Origin of the sequence: Pseudoalteromonas sp. THAF3, from assembly GCF_009363775.1 — a bacterium.
Lineage (GTDB): Bacteria > Pseudomonadota > Gammaproteobacteria > Enterobacterales > Alteromonadaceae > Pseudoalteromonas > Pseudoalteromonas ruthenica.
In genome coordinates this window covers 2,738,026-2,755,122 of the sequence record NZ_CP045418.1, presented here as the reverse complement: position 1 = coordinate 2,755,122, position 17,097 = coordinate 2,738,026, and the positions used below count along the sequence as shown (strand labels likewise).

Sequence of the window (17,097 nt, the reverse complement as noted above, 5' to 3'; positions counted from 1 at the left end):
CCCGGAGAAAACCCATGCGCGTGGCCGATTTTAGTTTTGAGCTACCTGAAGAATTGATTGCTCGATTTCCGCAAAAGGAACGTAGCCAAAGTCGCCTGTTAAAAGTAGAGGGTAACAGCGGTAATACCACCCACCATATTTTCAAGGACATCATTGACTTCATCGAACCTGGTGATCTGTTGGTGTTTAATAACACCAAAGTGATCCCTGCCCGTATGCATGGACAAAAGCGCTCTGGTGGCAAGGTGGAAGTGCTTGTAGAAAGAGTGCTTGATGACAAGCGTGTGCTTGCTCACGTGAGAGCCAATAAGTCACCTAAACCGGGAACGGTGATGGTTCTTGAAGAACAAGCGCAGATGGAAATGATTGGCCGTCAAGGCGAGCTGTTCGAGCTTGAGCTCAAAGGTGATACGTCAGTGTTAGACACCCTTGAGCAGATTGGCCATATGCCTTTGCCTCCATATATTGACCGCCCTGATACTGATGAAGATAAGCAGCGCTATCAAACAGTGTATGGTGAAAAACCCGGTGCAGTTGCCGCACCAACAGCCGGATTACATTTTGATGAGCCGCTAATGGCAGCGTTAAAGGACAAAGGCGTGGCCATGGCGTTTGTGACCCTACACGTTGGTGCAGGGACGTTTCAGCCGGTGCGGGTAGACAGCGTTCAAGAGCATCATATGCACTCAGAATACATTGATGTACCACAAGATGTTGTTGATGCCATTGCGAAAACTAAAGCCCAAGGCGGGCGCGTTATTGCTGTGGGCACAACCTCGGTGCGTTCTTTGGAATCGGCAGCGAAAATCGGTGGCGGTGAGCTCATTAGTTATGTCGGCGATACCGATATCTTTATCTACCCTGGGTATCAGTTCAATGTCGTCGATGCCATGATCACAAACTTTCACTTACCGGAGTCCACATTAATTATGCTGGTCAGCGCATTCTCTGGGCAGGAGCATATTATGTCGGCCTATCAAGAGGCTATCAAAGAGCGTTATCGTTTCTTTAGTTATGGCGATGCGATGTTTTTAACCCGCCAAGATAAAGACTAAGAAAAAGCCGCAAGAAGCGGCTTTTTTTATTTGTTGCTTTTATTTCTTCGATTCGCCCCAATTCATAGTATTGCTGCGACAAAACAGGTAAAATCGGGCGGTTAATCTGCGCATTTTGCGCTCGAGTTGGACTGTTTTTCCGACCTATTGAGGACCACATGAAATTTGAACTAGATACAACCGACGGCAAAGCACGCCGTGGGCGCTTAATTTTCGAACGCGGTGTCGTTGAAACCCCCGCATTTATGCCGGTAGGTACCTATGGCACAGTAAAGGGGATGACCCCAGACGAGCTTAAAGATACGGGGGCGCACATTTGCTTGGGAAATACTTTCCACCTCATGCTACGTCCGGGCACCGAGATTATTAAACAACACGGTGACCTCCATGACTTCATGGCATGGGACAAGCCGATTTTGACAGACTCCGGTGGTTTTCAGGTCTTCAGTCTCGGCGCTATGCGTAAAATAACGGAAGAAGGCGTCATGTTCCGCTCTCCCGTTAACGGTGAGAAAATAATGCTGAGCCCTGAAAAAGCGATGCAAGTGCAGTGTGATCTAGGCTCTGACATTGTCATGATTTTTGACGAATGTACGCCTTACCCAGCAACAGAGAAGCAAGCTAAAGACTCTATGGAATTATCACTGCGCTGGGCAAAACGTTCAAAACAAGCGCACGGTGATAACCCGTCAGCGCTGTTTGGTATTATTCAAGGTGGTATGTACCCAGAGCTGCGAGCACAATCGCAAGCAGGGCTGGAGGAAATTGATTTTGATGGCTATGCCCTCGGTGGACTCTCCGTAGGGGAGCCTAAAGAAGACATGATCAATATTCTCGACCATTGCGCTTACAAAATGCCAGAGCAAAAACCGCGTTATCTAATGGGCGTCGGCAAGCCCGAAGATATCGTTGAAGCGGTACGTCGTGGTATTGATATGTTTGACTGCGTGATGCCGACACGAAACGCACGTAATGGTCATTTATTTGTTACCGGTGGGGTGGTTAAAATCCGTAACGCCGTGCACAAGACCGACACCGCGCCGCTGGATAGTGAATGTGATTGCCACACCTGTAAGAACTATTCACGCGCTTATTTGCATCACTTGGATAAGTGTAATGAGATTCTCGGTGCGCGTTTGAACACCATTCATAACTTGCGCTACTACCAACGTTTAATGGAAGGGTTGCGTGAGGCAATTGCCAGCGGCAAGCTTGACGCTTTCGTAGCAGACTTTTATGCTCGCCGTAATACTGCGGTTCCAGAGCTCGCAGAAACAGAATAATTGCGGCCCGCCTTGTGCGGGCTTGCCTGTAATTTACAACACTAAAATTAATAGTTAAGTACTTAAGGGGACTACCTGATGAGTTTATTTATTGCAAACGCACATGCAAGCACAGCGGGCGCCGCACCAGCTGGTGGTGGCTATGAAATGCTAATTATGCTGGCCATTTTCGGTTTGGTTTTTTACTTTCTTATCTACCGCCCGCAAGCTAAGCGAGTAAAAGAGCACAAAAACCTAATGAGCGCTTTAGCCAAAGGTGATGAAGTGCTTACTCAAGGCGGCATGGTTGGTAAGATCACTAAGGTGTCTGAAGATAAAGACTTTGTGCTTATCTCGCTGAACGACCAAACCGAAGTAACAGTGCAGAAGTCTGCGATTAGCGCAGTACTACCCAAAGGCACAATGAAGTCGCTATAAACCAAAAAGGAAAGATACGTGTTAAATAAGTTTCCCTTATGGAAATATTTACTCGTACTTGTTGTATTGGCAGTCGGGGTGCTTTATGCCACCCCGAATATCTATGGCCGCGATCCGGCCATTCAGGTTACCGGAACAAAGGGAACCGACGCCGATCTCAGTGCGCTAGATACAGTAAATAAAATCCTGACTGATAATAAAATTGAAACCAAGTCGAGCAAACTCGCCGATGGCCAGATCCTGGTCCGCTTCAAAAATGTCGAACAACAACTTAAAGCTCAGGACATTTTGCGCGACAACTTAAGTGAAGATTACATCTCAGCCATCAACATGGCGCCAGCTCAACCACAATGGTTAAAATCCATTGGTGGTAACCCAATGAAGCTCGGTCTTGACTTAAGTGGTGGTGTGCATTTCACCATGGAAGTTGACATGGTGACGGCGATGGATAACGCCCTGAACCAGATGGAGCAGGATTTCCGCTCAGACTTACGCGAAGAAAAACTGCGTTATCGCACTATCCGCCGCGTAGCGGGGAGCGATGGCGTGCAAGTGGTGATGCGCAGTGAGCAAGACAAAGACGCTGCAGAGCGCTTCTTACAAGACCGCTACCCGGGTTACTTGTTTGTTGATGACAGCAACAACGACAACGGCTTTATTGCCTCTATGAGCGAGCAGCGTATTAAAGAGCTGCGCGATTATGCGATCAAGCAAAATGAAACCATTATTCGTAACCGGATTAACCAAATCGGTGTTGCTGAACCTAATGTTCAACGTCAAGGCGCAGAGCGCATTATCGTGCAATTACCCGGTGTACAAGACACCGCGCGTGCAAAAGAAATCTTAGGTGCTACGGCAACCCTAGAGTTTCGTGAGGTTGACCAAGATGCTGACCCAGGGTTGGCGATGCAAGGGCGCACACCGCCTGGTACTGAAATGATCATGAGCCGCGAAGGCCGTCCTGTGGTACTGAAGAAGCGGGTCATTCTGGAAGGTAGCCATATTACCGGTGCACAATCTGGCATGGATGAATATCAGCGTCCGCAGGTTAATATTAAGCTGGATTCTAAAGGCGGTGCCAAGATGGATGCCTTTACCAAGCGCGCCATAGGTAAACCGATGGCGACCGTGTTTATTGAATACAAGCCTTCCGGCGAAGTAGACGAAAACGGAAAGCCGCTTCCGCCTATCAAAGTGGAAGAAGTAATTAACGTGGCGACGATTCAAGCACGATTAGGGCGTAGTTTCCGCATTACCGGTTTAGATAACCCAGCTGAAGCACATAACTTGAGCTTACTGCTGCGTGCAGGTGCCCTTGTTGCACCGATCCAAATCGTGGAAGAGCGCACCGTGGGTCCAAGCTTAGGCCAAGAAAATATTGAAGCGGGTATGACCGCCGTGGTGCTTGGCTTCGCGTTTGTTTTAGCCTTTATGCTGCTTTATTACAAAGGTTTCGGCTTGGTTGCTAACCTAGCCTTGGGTGCTAACTTGGTGATGATTGTCGGAGTGATGTCGATGATCCCAGGTGCTGCGCTGACCTTACCTGGTATTGCTGGTATCGTCTTAACAGTTGGTATGGCAGTGGATGCAAACGTACTTATTTTCGAGCGTATCCGCGAAGAATTGGCTGATGGACGCAGTCCACAGCAGGCTATCCATTTCGGTTACGACAGTGCTTTCAGTACGATTTTTGATGCCAATATTACCACCTTAATCGCAGCGATTATTCTGTTTGCAGTGGGAACCGGACCAATAGCTGGCTTCGCGGTAACCCTGGCAATAGGTATCTTAACTTCAATGTTTACCGCCATTGTTGGTACCCGTGCGGTTATCAACTTAGTTGTTGGTGGTAAGCGCATTGAAAAGCTATCGATATAGGAGCGAAGCATGCAATTATTAAAAGTGAAAGGTACTTTACCATTCATGAAAGCACGCAAAGTAGCGATGGGCTTTTCAATTTTATTGATTATTGCCGCGCTGGCGTCTTTCGTGGTTAAAGGCCTTAATTTTGGGTTAGATTTTACCGGTGGTACAGCTGTAGAAGTGGGCTTTTCACAGCCTGCTGAGCTCTCCCAAGTACGAAAAGTACTCGCAGAGAATGGCTTCGCTGATGCCTCTGTACAACTGTTTGGCTCCAGTAAAGACGTACTTGTGCGTCTTCCTCCACAAGGAGAGGGAGTGAAAGCTGAGGTCATTGGTAACCAAGTTATGGCAGCCTTAAAACAGGCCGATGCACAGGCGCAGATGCGCCGTATCGAGTTTGTTGGTCCCAGCGTAGGTGAAGATTTGAAAGAGCAGGGTGGCTTAGCGATGCTGACTGCTTTGATCTGTATTTTGCTCTATGTTGCCTTACGTTTTGAGTGGCGTTTTGCCCTAGGTGCGGTATTTGCCTTGTTCCACGATGTTATTTTGACTATGGGCCTGTTTTCACTATTGGGCTTGGAGTTTGATTTAACTATTTTGGCGGCGATTCTTGCGGTCATCGGTTATTCACTTAACGATACTATCGTTGTTTCAGACCGTATCCGTGAGAACTTCCGTAAAGTGCGTATTGACGACACCTTGGAAATTATCGATCTTTCCCTTACACAGACATTGAATCGAACCTTGGTTACTTCAATTACCACTATTTTGGTATTGATAGCCTTGTTCGTGTGGGGTGGCCAAACTATCCATGGCTTCGCTACGGCATTACTCTTTGGTGTATTCATCGGTACTTACTCGTCGGTCTATGTCGCCAGCTCTGTGGCGGTATTCCTTGGGGTTAGTAAAGAGGACTTGATCCCCGTAGAAGTAGAGAAAGAGGGCGCAGATCTCGATCCTATGCCTTAGAGAATAAAGGTAAAAACGTTGAAAATGCCGCTTTAATGCGGCATTTTTTATATATCCAGTTCCCCGGTTGTGACAATGAATGTAGCTCGCTGTCTCAGCTGTTATACAGGCCCAGTCTTATGAAGTTGTTTTTACTGGTCTTAGCTTTGCTAACAATAAGTGCTTGCGGTGATAGCGTTGGCGAGCCACAGCCAACTGCTGATTCGAACTCAGCAGCCCAAGTGTACCTAGGCATGAGTGAGCGACTCCTCAGTGAGTTACGCTTGCAAGGACGAGCACCAGAGCTCGAGCATATAAGTACAGCCCTAGCCGTTGCTATGTATGCGCAAATCCCAGATCTAAGACTGCGCTTTCCCGAGTGTGACGCATACCTACAGAGCTTATATCAAGGCTTTGATAGCTCCGTGCAATTAACGCATGCAGAGCTGAGTGAGCAATACCGCAATGGCGATGCTTTACCCAACTTTGAGGCACCGATTTGCTATCATATTAAGGAGGCGACAGTTCTTCCGCTGCTAATTAGAGCTAGAGTGAGAGAGTCGCAAACTGGCGCAGTTAATACTGTGTCGGCGCGTCGACATGCACTCAAAGCGCAAGCCCATTTCAATATCATTCAGCAGCAATTGCAGATAAAGTAGTCAATTCATGACGCTGTCATAATCCCTTGCTAGGCTTTGCCACCATTTTAATATTGGGTGTACAAAGCTGTGAGTGCCGAATTAATAGCAGAATTAGCCGAAATTATTGAAAAGCGCCAAGTTACCTGCGTTTTTCAACCTATTTTTGACTTCTATCAGGAAGCGATAATTGGCTATGAAGCACTCAGCAGGGTGCCTGAAGATAGCTTTTTGCACAGACCCGACGCACTATTTAGCTGTGCTGTAGCGCACCATCGTCTTTCCGAATTAGAGTTACTGTGTCGAGAAACGGCAATAGCCTCATTCGCCGAGCAGCAATTAGCTGGCAAGTTGTTTCTCAATGTCAGCCCCAACACGTTATCGGATCCGGCTCACCCTAAAGGGCTAACCCTGCAGCTACTGCGCGATTACGGCCTCGGTGCGCAGCAAGTAGTCATCGAGCTCACCGAGCAAGATAAAGTGGATAATACCGAGCAGTTACGCAAAGCGGTTGCACATTACCGCCAGCTTGGTTTTCTCATCGCCATTGATGATTTAGGGGCGGGGTATTCAGGGCTTAAACAGTGGTCAGAAATACAACCCGATATTGTCAAAATAGACCGCTACTTTATTGATCATTGCGATCAAAGTCCGGTGAAAAAAGAGTTTTTAAAGTCTATAACGGAGCTAGCAAAAGCCACACATACTCGGGTAGTCGCCGAGGGAATAGAGCGAGAAGAAGAGTTTCAATTGTTACGAACACTCGAGCTACATACGGTACAGGGGTATTTATTCGAACGCCCGAGTGCAGAGCCTAGCCAGCAATTTGAGACACAACGCTTTCAAAGTTTAGGGCACACTCACCATCAGCACTTTGTCGAGCCATCGCTGGCGGTGGGATGGTTAGCGATAGAGCAACAAGCTATCTGCCAACACACTTTGTGTCGAGAGGCGCAGCGTATTTTTGATAACGATAAGGCGCTGTTTTCACTGGTTGTTATTGATCAGTATCACCAGCCCGTTGGCTTGCTATACAAAGAGCAGTTAACAGAAGTGTTTGCTTCACCTTATGGTCATGCTTTATATGACAAAAAGCCGATAGCGTCGCTGATGGACGCCGAGCCACTCGTGGTTGATGAAAATGAACAGCTTGATAGAGTGAGCCGGCAAATTACCGACAATGATTTTGATATCCGTCGCTATATCATCGTAACTCGAGGCGGTAAGTATTTAGGTGTTGTGCATCTGCGGCAAATTCTCAAGCACATGACCGAAGAAAAAGTGCGTCATGCCCAGCATGCTAACCCACTGACCATGTTACCCGGCAATATCGCCATTAATGATGCGATTGAACACCGTTTGCGCAGCAACCGTGCCTTTTCCATTGCTTATTTTGATTTGAATCATTTCAAACAATTCAATGATTTATACGGCTATGCCAGCGGCGATAGCGTGATTAAATTATTGGCCGATATCATCCGCAGTCATTGCCAAGCCGTTCCCTGCTTTATTGGCCATATTGGCGGTGATGACTTTATGGTTGTATTTGATGGTGAGGATGCCAGTGCTACCTGCCAGGCTGTGATTGCTGATTTTGATACTCAGGTTCGGCGATTTTTTAGCCCTGAGCATATCGCAGCGCAAGGTTATTGGAGCTGTAATCGTGAAGGGCAGCGTCAGTTCGTGCCATTATTGGCTTTGGCCGTGGGGTTAGTCACACCAGATACACGTAGCTGCGATAATAGTCACCAAGTTGCGACATTAGCGACCGATGCAAAAAAAGAGGCTAAGCGTCACAAGGGGAGCCACCTCTTTTGCTGCCAGCGACGCGGGCCCGCCGCACCGTTATTTCGTTTACACCCTGAGCCACTGGACTCGCTTTCACCGTTGTCATTACATGAATAAAATCACATTAGTTCTGTGTTGCACTGTGTCAGTATGGACGGTGGTTTGAGCGCAGAGCTGAAGAGGTGAATGATGGTTGAGGGATTATTAACAAGGGCACTGTTGTTTTCACTTATGCTGTGTGTCCCTGCTTACGCTCAGCAAACAGTTCGTGTTGCCCAAGAGATGCGGCCTCTGTATCCCCGTGATTATTACTTACAAGAGCTATTGCAAAGCGCATTAGCAATCAGTGATAAGCCATATACTATCAGTTATGTTGATGTGCATCCGCATCAACAGCGTATTTTGTATATGCTTGATGGTGAGCGCGTCGATGTGCACTGGAGTATGACTAGCCCAGCACGAGAAAAGTTAGCTATTGCGGTTAAGGTACCGCTATTTAAAGGGCTCATTGGTCAGCGAGTACTGCTTGCGCACCCGAAACTGGCAAGGGAACTCAGCACCGTAGAGTCAGTATCGCAGCTACGCCATTTCAGCGCTGTGCAAGGTCATGATTGGCCAGATACCAACATACTCGCCGCTAACAATTTACCGGTGAAACCGGTAGCAAATTATCAAACGATGTTTCGCTTAACAGCGCAGCAGCGGGTCGATTATTTTCCTCGTTCCGTGATTGAAGTGGTTGATGAACTACAAGCCCATCAGCAGATGCAGCTACAAATTGTTGATCACGTTGTGCTTAATTACCCGAGTGCATTTTACTTCTTTGTCTCTAAGAACCGGCCTGAGTTAGCGGCACACCTTCGACAGGGGTTGGATGTGCTTATCCAGCGCGGTGAGTTTGATGCGCTATTTACACGCTACTTCTCAGCCAACCTAGAGACGCTGTCGCTAGCGTCACGCCGACACATTATGCTGGCCAACCCTTTTTACATTGAGTCACCTTAACATGTTGAACAAGCGGTAGTTCCTCGCTGTTTTACTTATGAAGCGCAGGGCTAACAAAAAATTTGCCTATTTGCTTCATGGTCACTCTTTGATAATCTTAGCGCAGCTTATTTGGGAGTTGCTATGTCACTGCGTTGGTTGGGTCTGTCTGTCATGTTATCCATAGTGGGTGTACACAACGTACATGCCCAGACTCATTGTGACGTGGAACTAACCCACGGGCTTATCATCACTGATGACATTATTCGCATCGTTGATAACAACCAAACCCGTGTGCAAATAAACCAAGACCAGCAGTTGGTTGTTCGCGGGCAGTGGATTGAACTGAACGAGCAAGAGACAGCGGTGCTGCATCAATATAGCATGATGATCCGCGATACTGTTCCAGAGTTAGTAGACCTCGCCACCGATGGCGTTAACATTGGGCTGAGTGCCATTGAGGATGTGGTCACGGGCCTATCTGACAAAGAGCCGGAAATTCTTAAAACACAGTTACAGTATGTAGAACGGGCGTTACGCGACAAATTTAAGCGTGGAGACGACTTTTTCTTTATTGCGCCGCAATCGTTATCCAAACTAGATGACTTTTTTGCCCAAGAAGTATCGAAGAAAATTCACACCGCAATCCAAGGCTCTTTAGGAGCTATACTGGTGTCACTGGGCGACGCATTCCAATCTCGAGAAGGAAATATCGAAGAGCGCATTAACGATATGGGTCAGCGCATGGAGATCATCACAGCGGAAATCGATAAGTCGTTACAGAAAAAAGCGCAGCAGCTTGAACAAAAATCTGTTGAATATTGCAGATGTCTGAATGCGCTTGATAAAACAGAATCAAAACTCCAGCAGATTGTACCTGAATTGGCTGATTTTGACTTGGTGAATATTAAAACCTCGAGCTAACCCAGCCGTTAGTCTTTAAAAAACGAATCATCATTTTGCGCTAGCATAGCTTCAATTTCTTCTATGAATTCAGCCTTATCGACGCCTTCGCTGTCATCATTCATTGCAGTAGAGATTTTGTTGTTTTCACTAGACCACTCGCCCAGATCAATCAGCTGACAACGTTTACTACAAAACGGGCGATAGGGGCTTTGTGCGGACCAGGTCACCTGCTTTTCGCAAGTTGGGCATTTTACAATGGTAGGCATAGTATTTTGGGCTGTGAAACTTTCATGGCGGCAGTGTAACTGAGAGTAGGGCGCTTTAAAAGGCCTATAAGTACAACCTATAGCCGCGTAACACGATTAACCTCAGATAGTGAGGTAATGCCCTCTGCAGCTTTACGTAGCCCCGATTGACGCAATGTCGCACAGCCTGCTTCTTTTGATGCTTTGGCAATATCAAGTGAGTTTCCACCATCCATAATCGTTTGTGCTATGTGGGGAGTTACTTCCATCACCTCGTATATTCCCACCCGACCTTTGTAACCATCGGTACATTGATCACACCCTGTCGCTTTGAATAGACTTATGTGAGTTAAGTCAGATTCGGTGTAGCCTTGTTTGAGCAACTCATCACGAGGGAGTTGCTCAGGTTCTTTACAGTGTTTGCACAGTCGCCGAGCTAAACGTTGGGCGATGACTAGTGAAACAGAGCTAGCCACGTTGTACGCCGGTACGCCCATATTTAAAAGTCGCGTGATAGTCTCAGGTGCGGAGTTGGTATGCAGGGTGGAAAGCACCAAGTGCCCGGTTTGCGCAGCTTTAATGGCGATTTCGGCGGTTTCTAAATCGCGTATCTCGCCCACCATTACTACATCTGGGTCTTGGCGTAGAAAAGCTCTAAGAGCGCTAGAAAAAGTGAGCTCTGCCCTGGGGTTAATCTGTACTTGATTTATGCCCTTAACGTTTATTTCGACCGGATCTTCGGCTGTAGAAATATTGCGCTCAGGGGTGTTAAGAATACTGAGTCCAGTGTATAGAGAGACGGTCTTTCCGGAACCTGTGGGGCCGGTGACAAGAATCATGCCTTGAGGTTGTTGCAATGCATCTAGATAAAGCTGCTTTTGCTCCTCCTCGTAGCCAAGCGCATCAATGCCTAGGGTCGTGTTGGAGGAATCAAGCACCCGCATAACAATTTTTTCCCCCCACATAGTTGGCAACGTACTGACCCGAAAATCAATGCTATTACGCGGCGAAATCGTAAGCTTAATGCGGCCATCTTGGGGTTTGCGCTTTTCCGAAATATCTAGTTTAGACATTACTTTGATGCGGGCTGCAAGGCGAGTGGACAGCGCATAAGGTGGATTGGCCATCTCATGTAACACACCATCAATTCGAAAGCGTATGCGGTAGTCGCCATCATAGGGCTCAAAGTGTAAATCAGAAGCACCTCGGCGTATGGCATCACGGAGAATCTTATTGATATAGACAATGATTGGGGCGTCGTCATCCTCATTGCCCTGTTCCGGATGATGATTATCATAGTCTTGTTTGGCGAGGTGGCTGAGTTCGTCGCTATCCTCTTGCGATAGCTTCAGTGTGTGGGTGGCATCGAACAGCTGCTCGATGAGGTTATCTATTTGCCGATAATCAGCCAGCACTACTTCACATTGAAGCCCGGTACTAAACTCGTAATTTTCAAAAGCACCGTAGTCAGTAGGATCTGAGGCGGCGAGAAATAGCTTGTTACCCTTGGCAGAAATGGGCAGCATATGATGACGACGAATCAACTGCTCATTTAGCAAGTGCTTGTCTATGCTTCTGGGGTCAAAGGAGCTTAAATCAATATACGGAGTGCGAAAGAGTTCAACACATTGTGCCAACAGTTCTTGATTACTCATGTTGCTGCTGCGGATTATGGTCTCTGCTGCGCAGCGGCTTTGCTCTTGGTGCGTCTTTACCGTGTCGCTATCGATACGTCCTAAGGTAATAAATTTACGAATCAAAGGTGAGTTAATATTCATAGGTCCCGCAACCAAGTTAATAACAATAATGTATAGCAAGCTCAATGATTTAAGCTATTACAAGCTGTAACATTAAGTGTTATCGATCTTAGCGGGAATGCAAATTGGCGAGGTGCAAATAGTTTTGGTGGTACAGAGATACCTTGGCGCTGAGGTCAGCGATTACCCCAGCATTAGAGATAATATCGTTGGCCTTTGCGACTTTATCTCGGCGTGACATTTGTGCCTTTAAGATAGCGTTTGCCTGCTGCTCAGTGATATTGTCTCGAGCGCAAGTACGACTTATTTGCACAGTTTCAGGCACATCGATCAATAAGGTGCGCTGACAATACTTATCAAGGCTGTTTTCAAAAAGTAGTGGCGCCTCAAGGATTGCATAGGCACTTTGTGCCTGTTCCAGTTGGGTGAGCATCTCAGTGCGGATAAGTGGATGCAAAAGCGCATTTAACCACTGCTTTTCGCTTTCGTCTGCAAAAATGATGTCACGTAGCTTAGCGCGATTAAGGCTACCATCATCCAACAACAGCGAACGGCCATGACGGCTAACGATGGCGGCTAATCCGTTAGTGCCTGGCTGTACGACCTGGCGAGCGACAACATCGGCATCGACAACCGTGATGCCGAGCTGCTGAAACAAGGCGCTAACGGTTGATTTACCAGAGCCTATCCCCCCGGTTAGACCAAGCGTCCACATCGTTGTTTTAACCCAAAATAGCGCCGAAATAAGCGCCTTGGATTTGTTCTCCCCAAAGCATGGCTATCCAGCCAGCAATGGCAATATAAGGGCCAAACGGAATCGGGGTTGCCTTATCTTTGCCTTGAATAGAGAGTAAGGTAATCCCAATTACGGCACCCACAATGCTGGACAGTAGTATGATCATCAGTAATGCTTGCCAACCTAATAAGGCACCAAATACCGCCAATAGTTTAAAGTCACCATAGCCCATCCCTTCTTTACCGGTCAGCAATTTGAACAGCCAATAAACGCTCCATAAGCTAAGGTAGCCTGCGGCAGCGCCAATTAGTGCTGCACTCGGTTCTATGGTGATCCCTGCAACACTTGCTAATAAAGCCAGCCATAACAGCGGTAACGTCAGCTGATCTGGCAACAGCATATGGTCTATGTCTATGAATGTCAGTGCCACCAATACCCAGGTGATAATGATGTAAAGCACGGTTAGTTGAGTGGGGCCAAAGGTAAGCGCGACAACTAAACTTAAAACCGCAGTGATGAGCTCTATAGCTGGATAGCGAATAGAGATAGGCGCCTGGCAGTATGCGCATTGGCCTTTTAAAAATAGCCAACTGAGCAGGGGGATATTGTGCCAAGGCTTGATTTTGTTATTACATTTCGGGCAAGTCGAAGCTGGCGTTAGAAGGTTAAAAGGAGCGGATGCTGATTGGCTTTGTTCACTTTTTGATGCCAATTCATCGGCAAGTAGTAAGCGACACTCTGACTGCCATTGATTTTGCATCATCTTTGGAATGCGGTAAATAACCACATTGAGGAAGCTACCTACAGCTAAGGATACAAAAAGAACCGTGGTTATAAAAAACCACGGCTCGCTTTTCATTAATTCGAGTACTTCTGAAAACATCTAAATAACAGAACCGAGTTGGAAAATAGGTAAATACATAGCAACAATTAGGCCACCGATTAGCACCCCTAGCACTGCCATAATGAGTGGCTCTAATAGACTTGAGAGGCCGTCCACGGCATCATCTACTTCTTGTTCATAAATAGTTGCCACCTTAGCAAGCATATCATCCAGTGAACCAGACTCTTCGCCGATAGCGACCATTTGAATCACCATATCAGGGAATATATTTGAGTTACGCATTGCCCAGTTCATCGGGTTACCAGAGCTGACCTCAGCTTTGATATCTAAAATTGCATCGCGATAAACCGCATTACCAGAGGCTCCTGCTGCTGAATCTAGTGCATCCACTAAAGGGACACCTGCGGCAAAAGTGGTCGATAATGTTCGGGCATAACGTGCTACTGCAGCCTTATTTAAGATCATACCTACGATTGGGGTTTTTAGGATGAGCTTATCAACATTGTCTCGCAAATCTTTATTCTTTCGGTGTGCCTGCTTAAACAAATAACCACCAACAACCATGGTTAGCACTGCAACCCACCAATACTCCTGCATAAACTCAGAAATTCCGATTACGAATAAGGTAAATGCAGGTAGTTCTGCGCCAAAGCCATTAAAAATATCTTGGAATTGAGGTACTACGAAGATAAGCAAAATGGATGTAACTATTATGGCAACGGCTATAACTGCCACCGGATAAAACATCGCCTTTTTAATTTTTGATTTGAGGGCTTCTGCTTTTTCTTTGTATAAAGCGACACGGTCAAATATTCTATCTAACGCGCCTGACTGCTCACCTGATGCAACCAAGTCACAGTAGAGGTCATCAAAGTACTTGGGGTGTTTTTTCAGTGCAGCACTCAGAGGTTGACCCGCTTTTACTTCTTCACCAATTGTTCTTAATAGGTTCTTTAGGCTTTTGTTTTCAGAGCCTTCGGCAATCATGTCTATAGCTTGAACCAAGGAAACACCAGCAAGCAGCATGGTTGCTATCTGGCGGGTCAGCATGGCTATGTCTTTCGCTGTTATACGCTTCTCACCAGAAAAGCCCAGTAAAGGTTTGGCTTTTCTTTTCACCTTTGATGGCGTAATACCTTGTTTGCGCAGTTGAGCCTTTACGAGTGCAATACTGGTACCAGTAAGCTCACCTTCAAGTTTTTTGCCTCGAGTACTCACACCCACCCATTGGAACGTGTCCAATTGGTTTGCTTGTTTTTGTTTTGCCATTATTTTCTCACAAGCTCTGTTGATTACTTAATATTAACACAGGGTTTCAGCAAAGGTTACTGCTGTTTGCCTAGGTGTTTTACATGTTGGTTACGCGATTGACTTCTACCAGGCTAGTCACGCCCTGAGCAACCTTTTGTAGCCCTGACTTTCTTAGGTTATTGACACCTTCTTGAGCCGCGACTTCTGCTATTTCTAACGAGTTACCGCCGCGCATTATAATTTCGGCTATTTTAGGGGTGATGGGCATTACCTCATAAATACCAACTCGGCCTTTATAGCCTTCGGTGCAATCATCACAGCCTACTGGTTTGTAGACAGTTAAATCACTTAGCTGCTCGTGCGTAAACCCTTGCTTTAGTAGCTCTTCTTGAGGTAGCTGTTCAGGCTCTTTGCAATGCTTACATAACCGACGGGCTAGCCGCTGGGCGATAATCAAACTCACTGAACTGGCAATGTTGTATGAAGGCACACCCATATTCATTAAACGAGTCAGAGTTTCCGGCGCTGAGTTGGTGTGTAGCGTCGATAGTACTAAGTGGCCTGTTTGCGCTGCTTTTATCGATATTTCCGCTGTTTCTAAGTCTCGAATCTCACCCACCATGACAATATCAGGGTCTTGACGTAAAAACGCGCGTAAAGCATTGGCGAAGGTCATATCAGATTTAGCGCTGATTTGAACCTGGTTAATCCCCTCTAGGTTTATTTCAACGGGGTCCTCGGCAGTACTAATATTACGCTCAGTGGTATTAAGAATATTGAGACCGGTATAAAGTGATACGGTTTTACCTGAACCTGTAGGACCGGTAACCAGAATCATCCCCTGGGGTTGTGCAAGTGCGTCCAAATAAAGCTGTTTTTGCTCAGGCTCATAGCCAAGCACATCAATGCCGAGCATCGCACTGGAACTATCAAGAATACGCATTACGATTTTCTCACCCCAAAGGGTGGGAAGGGTACTCACACGGAAGTCGATACTTTTTTTGGCGTTTATTTTTAGTTTTATACGGCCATCTTGGGGTTTGCGCTTCTCCGCCAAGTCCATATGCGACATAACTTTGATACGTGCAGCGATACGGCTCTCTAGGTTAACAGGAGGAGAGGCAATTTCATGGAGCACGCCATCAACACGAAAACGAATGCGGTAGCGTTTTTCATAAGGTTCAAAGTGTAAATCGGAAGCTCCGCGCTTAATCGCATCCATTAAAATTTTATTGATATAAACAATAATGGGGGCGTCGTCTTCTTTAGAGTTTACATCTGTTGCTAAATCTTTCTTATTACCATCACCAGAGTCAACACCTTCGAGCTCTTCCATATCATTGTCGGTGAGACCGAGCCCCGACGTACTATCGAATAAGCCATCGATCGCTTTTTCTAGATGGTCATAACGAACAATCACCGCCTCTGTTTGCATTCCCGTGTTGAATTCGTAATCTTCGAAAGCGCTAAAATCGGTAGGGTCAGCCGTTGCAATGAATAATGTTTTTCCTTTCGCACCTATTGGCAGCAACTTGTGCTTTTTAATCAGCTTTTCATTTAGCATTCCCTGTTCGGGCAGCATGCTCAAATCAAAGGTGGAAATGTCGTATTGGGAAACATGAAAGATATGGCTGGCTTTTTGCTGCAATTGCTCCGGGGAAATTTTTGCAACGTTGCATATCATCTCTGCGATAGAACCATATTGGTTTTTGGCTTGTGAGGATATTTGGTCTGGTGATAATAAACCGAGGGCAGATAGCCTTCTAACAAGAGGAGAATTTATATTCATACAATCACTGCAGTAAAAAACACTCCCACAAGGGGAGTGTTTACAAATCTAGTTATAGAGACTTAGCTTCGGCATTCTAAAGGAAGTAGCTCTTTTTCTGTAGCGTCTGAACTACAAGTCCATTCACCAGAAGTGTCGTTGCGAGTCAGAGTTAACTTCTTGCCATCAATGTCAGGAGAACCCTTCATTGTTCCAACAATAGTTGTCCCTGTAACTTCATGCAGTGAACACGCCTTCGCTGTACCTAACTGAAGCTGTTCTAGGGTCGGCGCTGCTGAGGTACCTTTTTCAAGCTTCATAATTTCGAATTGCGTTTTACCAGGAACAATTTCTTGATAACACGCTGTTGCTTGACCTTTAGCTGTATAGCCTTGATAAGCTGGAAGCGCTACTGCTGCCAAAATACCGATGATCGCAACAACGATCATTAATTCAATCAGGGTGAAACCCTGTTGTTTGTTTTGAGTCATTTTTTCCATGTTCCTCTCCTAAAGGATTGTTGGGCAAAGTTAAGGTAACCAGTGTTGCTAAATCGTTGATTCGGCAATTGGTCGACTAGTTGCTTGTACTACGTGGGGCAACAAGCGCCTAGC

At 46.4% G+C, this 17,097-nt stretch carries 16 protein-coding genes; 9 read left to right on the top strand and 7 right to left on the bottom strand.

The window, feature by feature from the left end:
• Window positions 1-14: 14 nt before the first annotated feature.
• The 9 genes from queA to FIU82_RS12755 all read left to right on the top strand — a co-directional run bounded on the left by queA (window position 15) and on the right by FIU82_RS12755 (window position 9,900).
• A complete protein-coding gene (gene queA, locus FIU82_RS12795) occupies window positions 15-1,055 on the top strand; it encodes a tRNA preQ1(34) S-adenosylmethionine ribosyltransferase-isomerase QueA (RefSeq protein WP_152441228.1) in 1,041 nt (346 codons plus the stop codon).
• A gap of 158 nt (window positions 1,056-1,213) precedes the next feature.
• On the top strand, window positions 1,214-2,338 hold the full coding sequence (gene tgt / locus FIU82_RS12790; protein ID WP_022945417.1) for a tRNA guanosine(34) transglycosylase Tgt: 1,125 nt from the start codon (window positions 1,214-1,216) through the stop codon (window positions 2,336-2,338).
• A 78-nt stretch (window positions 2,339-2,416) separates the two neighbouring features.
• Entirely contained in the window at window positions 2,417-2,755 is a 339-nt protein-coding gene (yajC, locus tag FIU82_RS12785; protein WP_045979227.1) for a preprotein translocase subunit YajC, read from the top strand.
• Between the two features lie 18 nt (window positions 2,756-2,773).
• Window positions 2,774-4,633, top strand: coding sequence for a protein translocase subunit SecD (gene secD, locus FIU82_RS12780; RefSeq protein ID WP_022945419.1), 1,860 nt, complete (start codon window positions 2,774-2,776; stop codon window positions 4,631-4,633).
• Window positions 4,634-4,642: 9 nt separating this feature from the next.
• Entirely contained in the window at window positions 4,643-5,587 is a 945-nt protein-coding gene (secF, locus tag FIU82_RS12775; RefSeq protein WP_022945420.1) for a protein translocase subunit SecF, read from the top strand.
• A 119-nt stretch (window positions 5,588-5,706) separates the two neighbouring features.
• The gene (locus FIU82_RS12770) at window positions 5,707-6,225 is read left to right on the top strand and encodes a hypothetical protein (protein ID WP_152441227.1); all 519 of its coding nucleotides are present in this window, start codon (window positions 5,707-5,709) and stop codon (window positions 6,223-6,225) included.
• 69 nt (window positions 6,226-6,294) lie between these two features.
• Entirely contained in the window at window positions 6,295-8,109 is a 1,815-nt protein-coding gene (locus FIU82_RS12765) for a bifunctional diguanylate cyclase/phosphodiesterase (RefSeq protein ID WP_253946320.1), read from the top strand.
• Between the two features lie 69 nt (window positions 8,110-8,178).
• Window positions 8,179-8,997 (top strand): ABC transporter substrate-binding protein, encoded by an 819-nt coding sequence (locus FIU82_RS12760; RefSeq protein ID WP_253946319.1) that lies wholly within the window; start codon window positions 8,179-8,181, stop codon window positions 8,995-8,997.
• A gap of 129 nt (window positions 8,998-9,126) precedes the next feature.
• On the top strand, window positions 9,127-9,900 hold the full coding sequence (locus FIU82_RS12755; RefSeq protein ID WP_045979345.1) for a YggN family protein: 774 nt from the start codon (window positions 9,127-9,129) through the stop codon (window positions 9,898-9,900).
• A gap of 8 nt (window positions 9,901-9,908) precedes the next feature.
• Here the strand turns inward: FIU82_RS12755 and yacG are convergent, their stop codons facing one another.
• The 7 genes from yacG to FIU82_RS12720 all read right to left on the bottom strand — a co-directional run bounded on the left by yacG (window position 9,909) and on the right by FIU82_RS12720 (window position 16,983).
• Entirely contained in the window at window positions 9,909-10,148 is a 240-nt protein-coding gene (gene yacG, locus FIU82_RS12750) for a DNA gyrase inhibitor YacG (protein WP_152441226.1), read from the bottom strand.
• Between the two features lie 77 nt (window positions 10,149-10,225).
• Window positions 10,226-11,905 (bottom strand): type IV-A pilus assembly ATPase PilB, encoded by a 1,680-nt coding sequence (gene pilB / locus FIU82_RS12745; protein WP_152441225.1) that lies wholly within the window; start codon window positions 11,903-11,905, stop codon window positions 10,226-10,228.
• An 88-nt stretch (window positions 11,906-11,993) separates the two neighbouring features.
• Window positions 11,994-12,599 carry a dephospho-CoA kinase gene (gene coaE / locus FIU82_RS12740; RefSeq protein WP_152441224.1) on the bottom strand — a complete coding sequence of 202 codons (606 nt, stop codon included), beginning with the start codon at window positions 12,597-12,599 and terminating at the stop codon, window positions 11,994-11,996.
• Between the two features lie 7 nt (window positions 12,600-12,606).
• Window positions 12,607-13,503 carry an A24 family peptidase gene (locus FIU82_RS12735; RefSeq protein ID WP_172972730.1) on the bottom strand — a complete coding sequence of 299 codons (897 nt, stop codon included), beginning with the start codon at window positions 13,501-13,503 and terminating at the stop codon, window positions 12,607-12,609.
• Window positions 13,504-14,733, bottom strand: a complete 1,230-nt coding sequence (locus tag FIU82_RS12730; protein WP_152441222.1) for a type II secretion system F family protein — start codon at window positions 14,731-14,733, stop codon at window positions 13,504-13,506.
• Window positions 14,734-14,812: 79 nt separating this feature from the next.
• A complete protein-coding gene (gene pilB / locus FIU82_RS12725; protein ID WP_152441221.1) occupies window positions 14,813-16,504 on the bottom strand; it encodes a type IV-A pilus assembly ATPase PilB in 1,692 nt (563 codons plus the stop codon).
• A gap of 62 nt (window positions 16,505-16,566) precedes the next feature.
• A complete protein-coding gene (locus FIU82_RS12720; protein WP_152441220.1) occupies window positions 16,567-16,983 on the bottom strand; it encodes a pilin in 417 nt (138 codons plus the stop codon).
• Window positions 16,984-17,097 lie beyond the last annotated feature (114 nt).

Coding starts and splice junctions, on each gene's coding strand:
- pilB (WP_152441221.1), bottom strand. CDS start 16,504: ATGAATATAAATTCTCCTCTTGTTAGAAGGCTATCTGCCCTCGGTTTA.
- FIU82_RS12730 (WP_152441222.1), bottom strand. CDS start 14,733: ATGGCAAAACAAAAACAAGCAAACCAATTGGACACGTTCCAATGGGTG.
- yajC (WP_045979227.1), top strand. CDS start 2,417: ATGAGTTTATTTATTGCAAACGCACATGCAAGCACAGCGGGCGCCGCA.
- FIU82_RS12735 (WP_172972730.1), bottom strand. CDS start 13,503: ATGTTTTCAGAAGTACTCGAATTAATGAAAAGCGAGCCGTGGTTTTTT.
- secF (WP_022945420.1), top strand. CDS start 4,643: ATGCAATTATTAAAAGTGAAAGGTACTTTACCATTCATGAAAGCACGC.
- pilB (WP_152441225.1), bottom strand. CDS start 11,905: ATGAATATTAACTCACCTTTGATTCGTAAATTTATTACCTTAGGACGT.
- queA (WP_152441228.1), top strand. CDS start 15: ATGCGCGTGGCCGATTTTAGTTTTGAGCTACCTGAAGAATTGATTGCT.
- FIU82_RS12720 (WP_152441220.1), bottom strand. CDS start 16,983: ATGGAAAAAATGACTCAAAACAAACAACAGGGTTTCACCCTGATTGAA.
- FIU82_RS12760 (WP_253946319.1), top strand. CDS start 8,179: ATGATGGTTGAGGGATTATTAACAAGGGCACTGTTGTTTTCACTTATG.
- coaE (WP_152441224.1), bottom strand. CDS start 12,599: ATGTGGACGCTTGGTCTAACCGGGGGGATAGGCTCTGGTAAATCAACC.
- FIU82_RS12770 (WP_152441227.1), top strand. CDS start 5,707: ATGAAGTTGTTTTTACTGGTCTTAGCTTTGCTAACAATAAGTGCTTGC.
- tgt (WP_022945417.1), top strand. CDS start 1,214: ATGAAATTTGAACTAGATACAACCGACGGCAAAGCACGCCGTGGGCGC.
- yacG (WP_152441226.1), bottom strand. CDS start 10,148: ATGCCTACCATTGTAAAATGCCCAACTTGCGAAAAGCAGGTGACCTGG.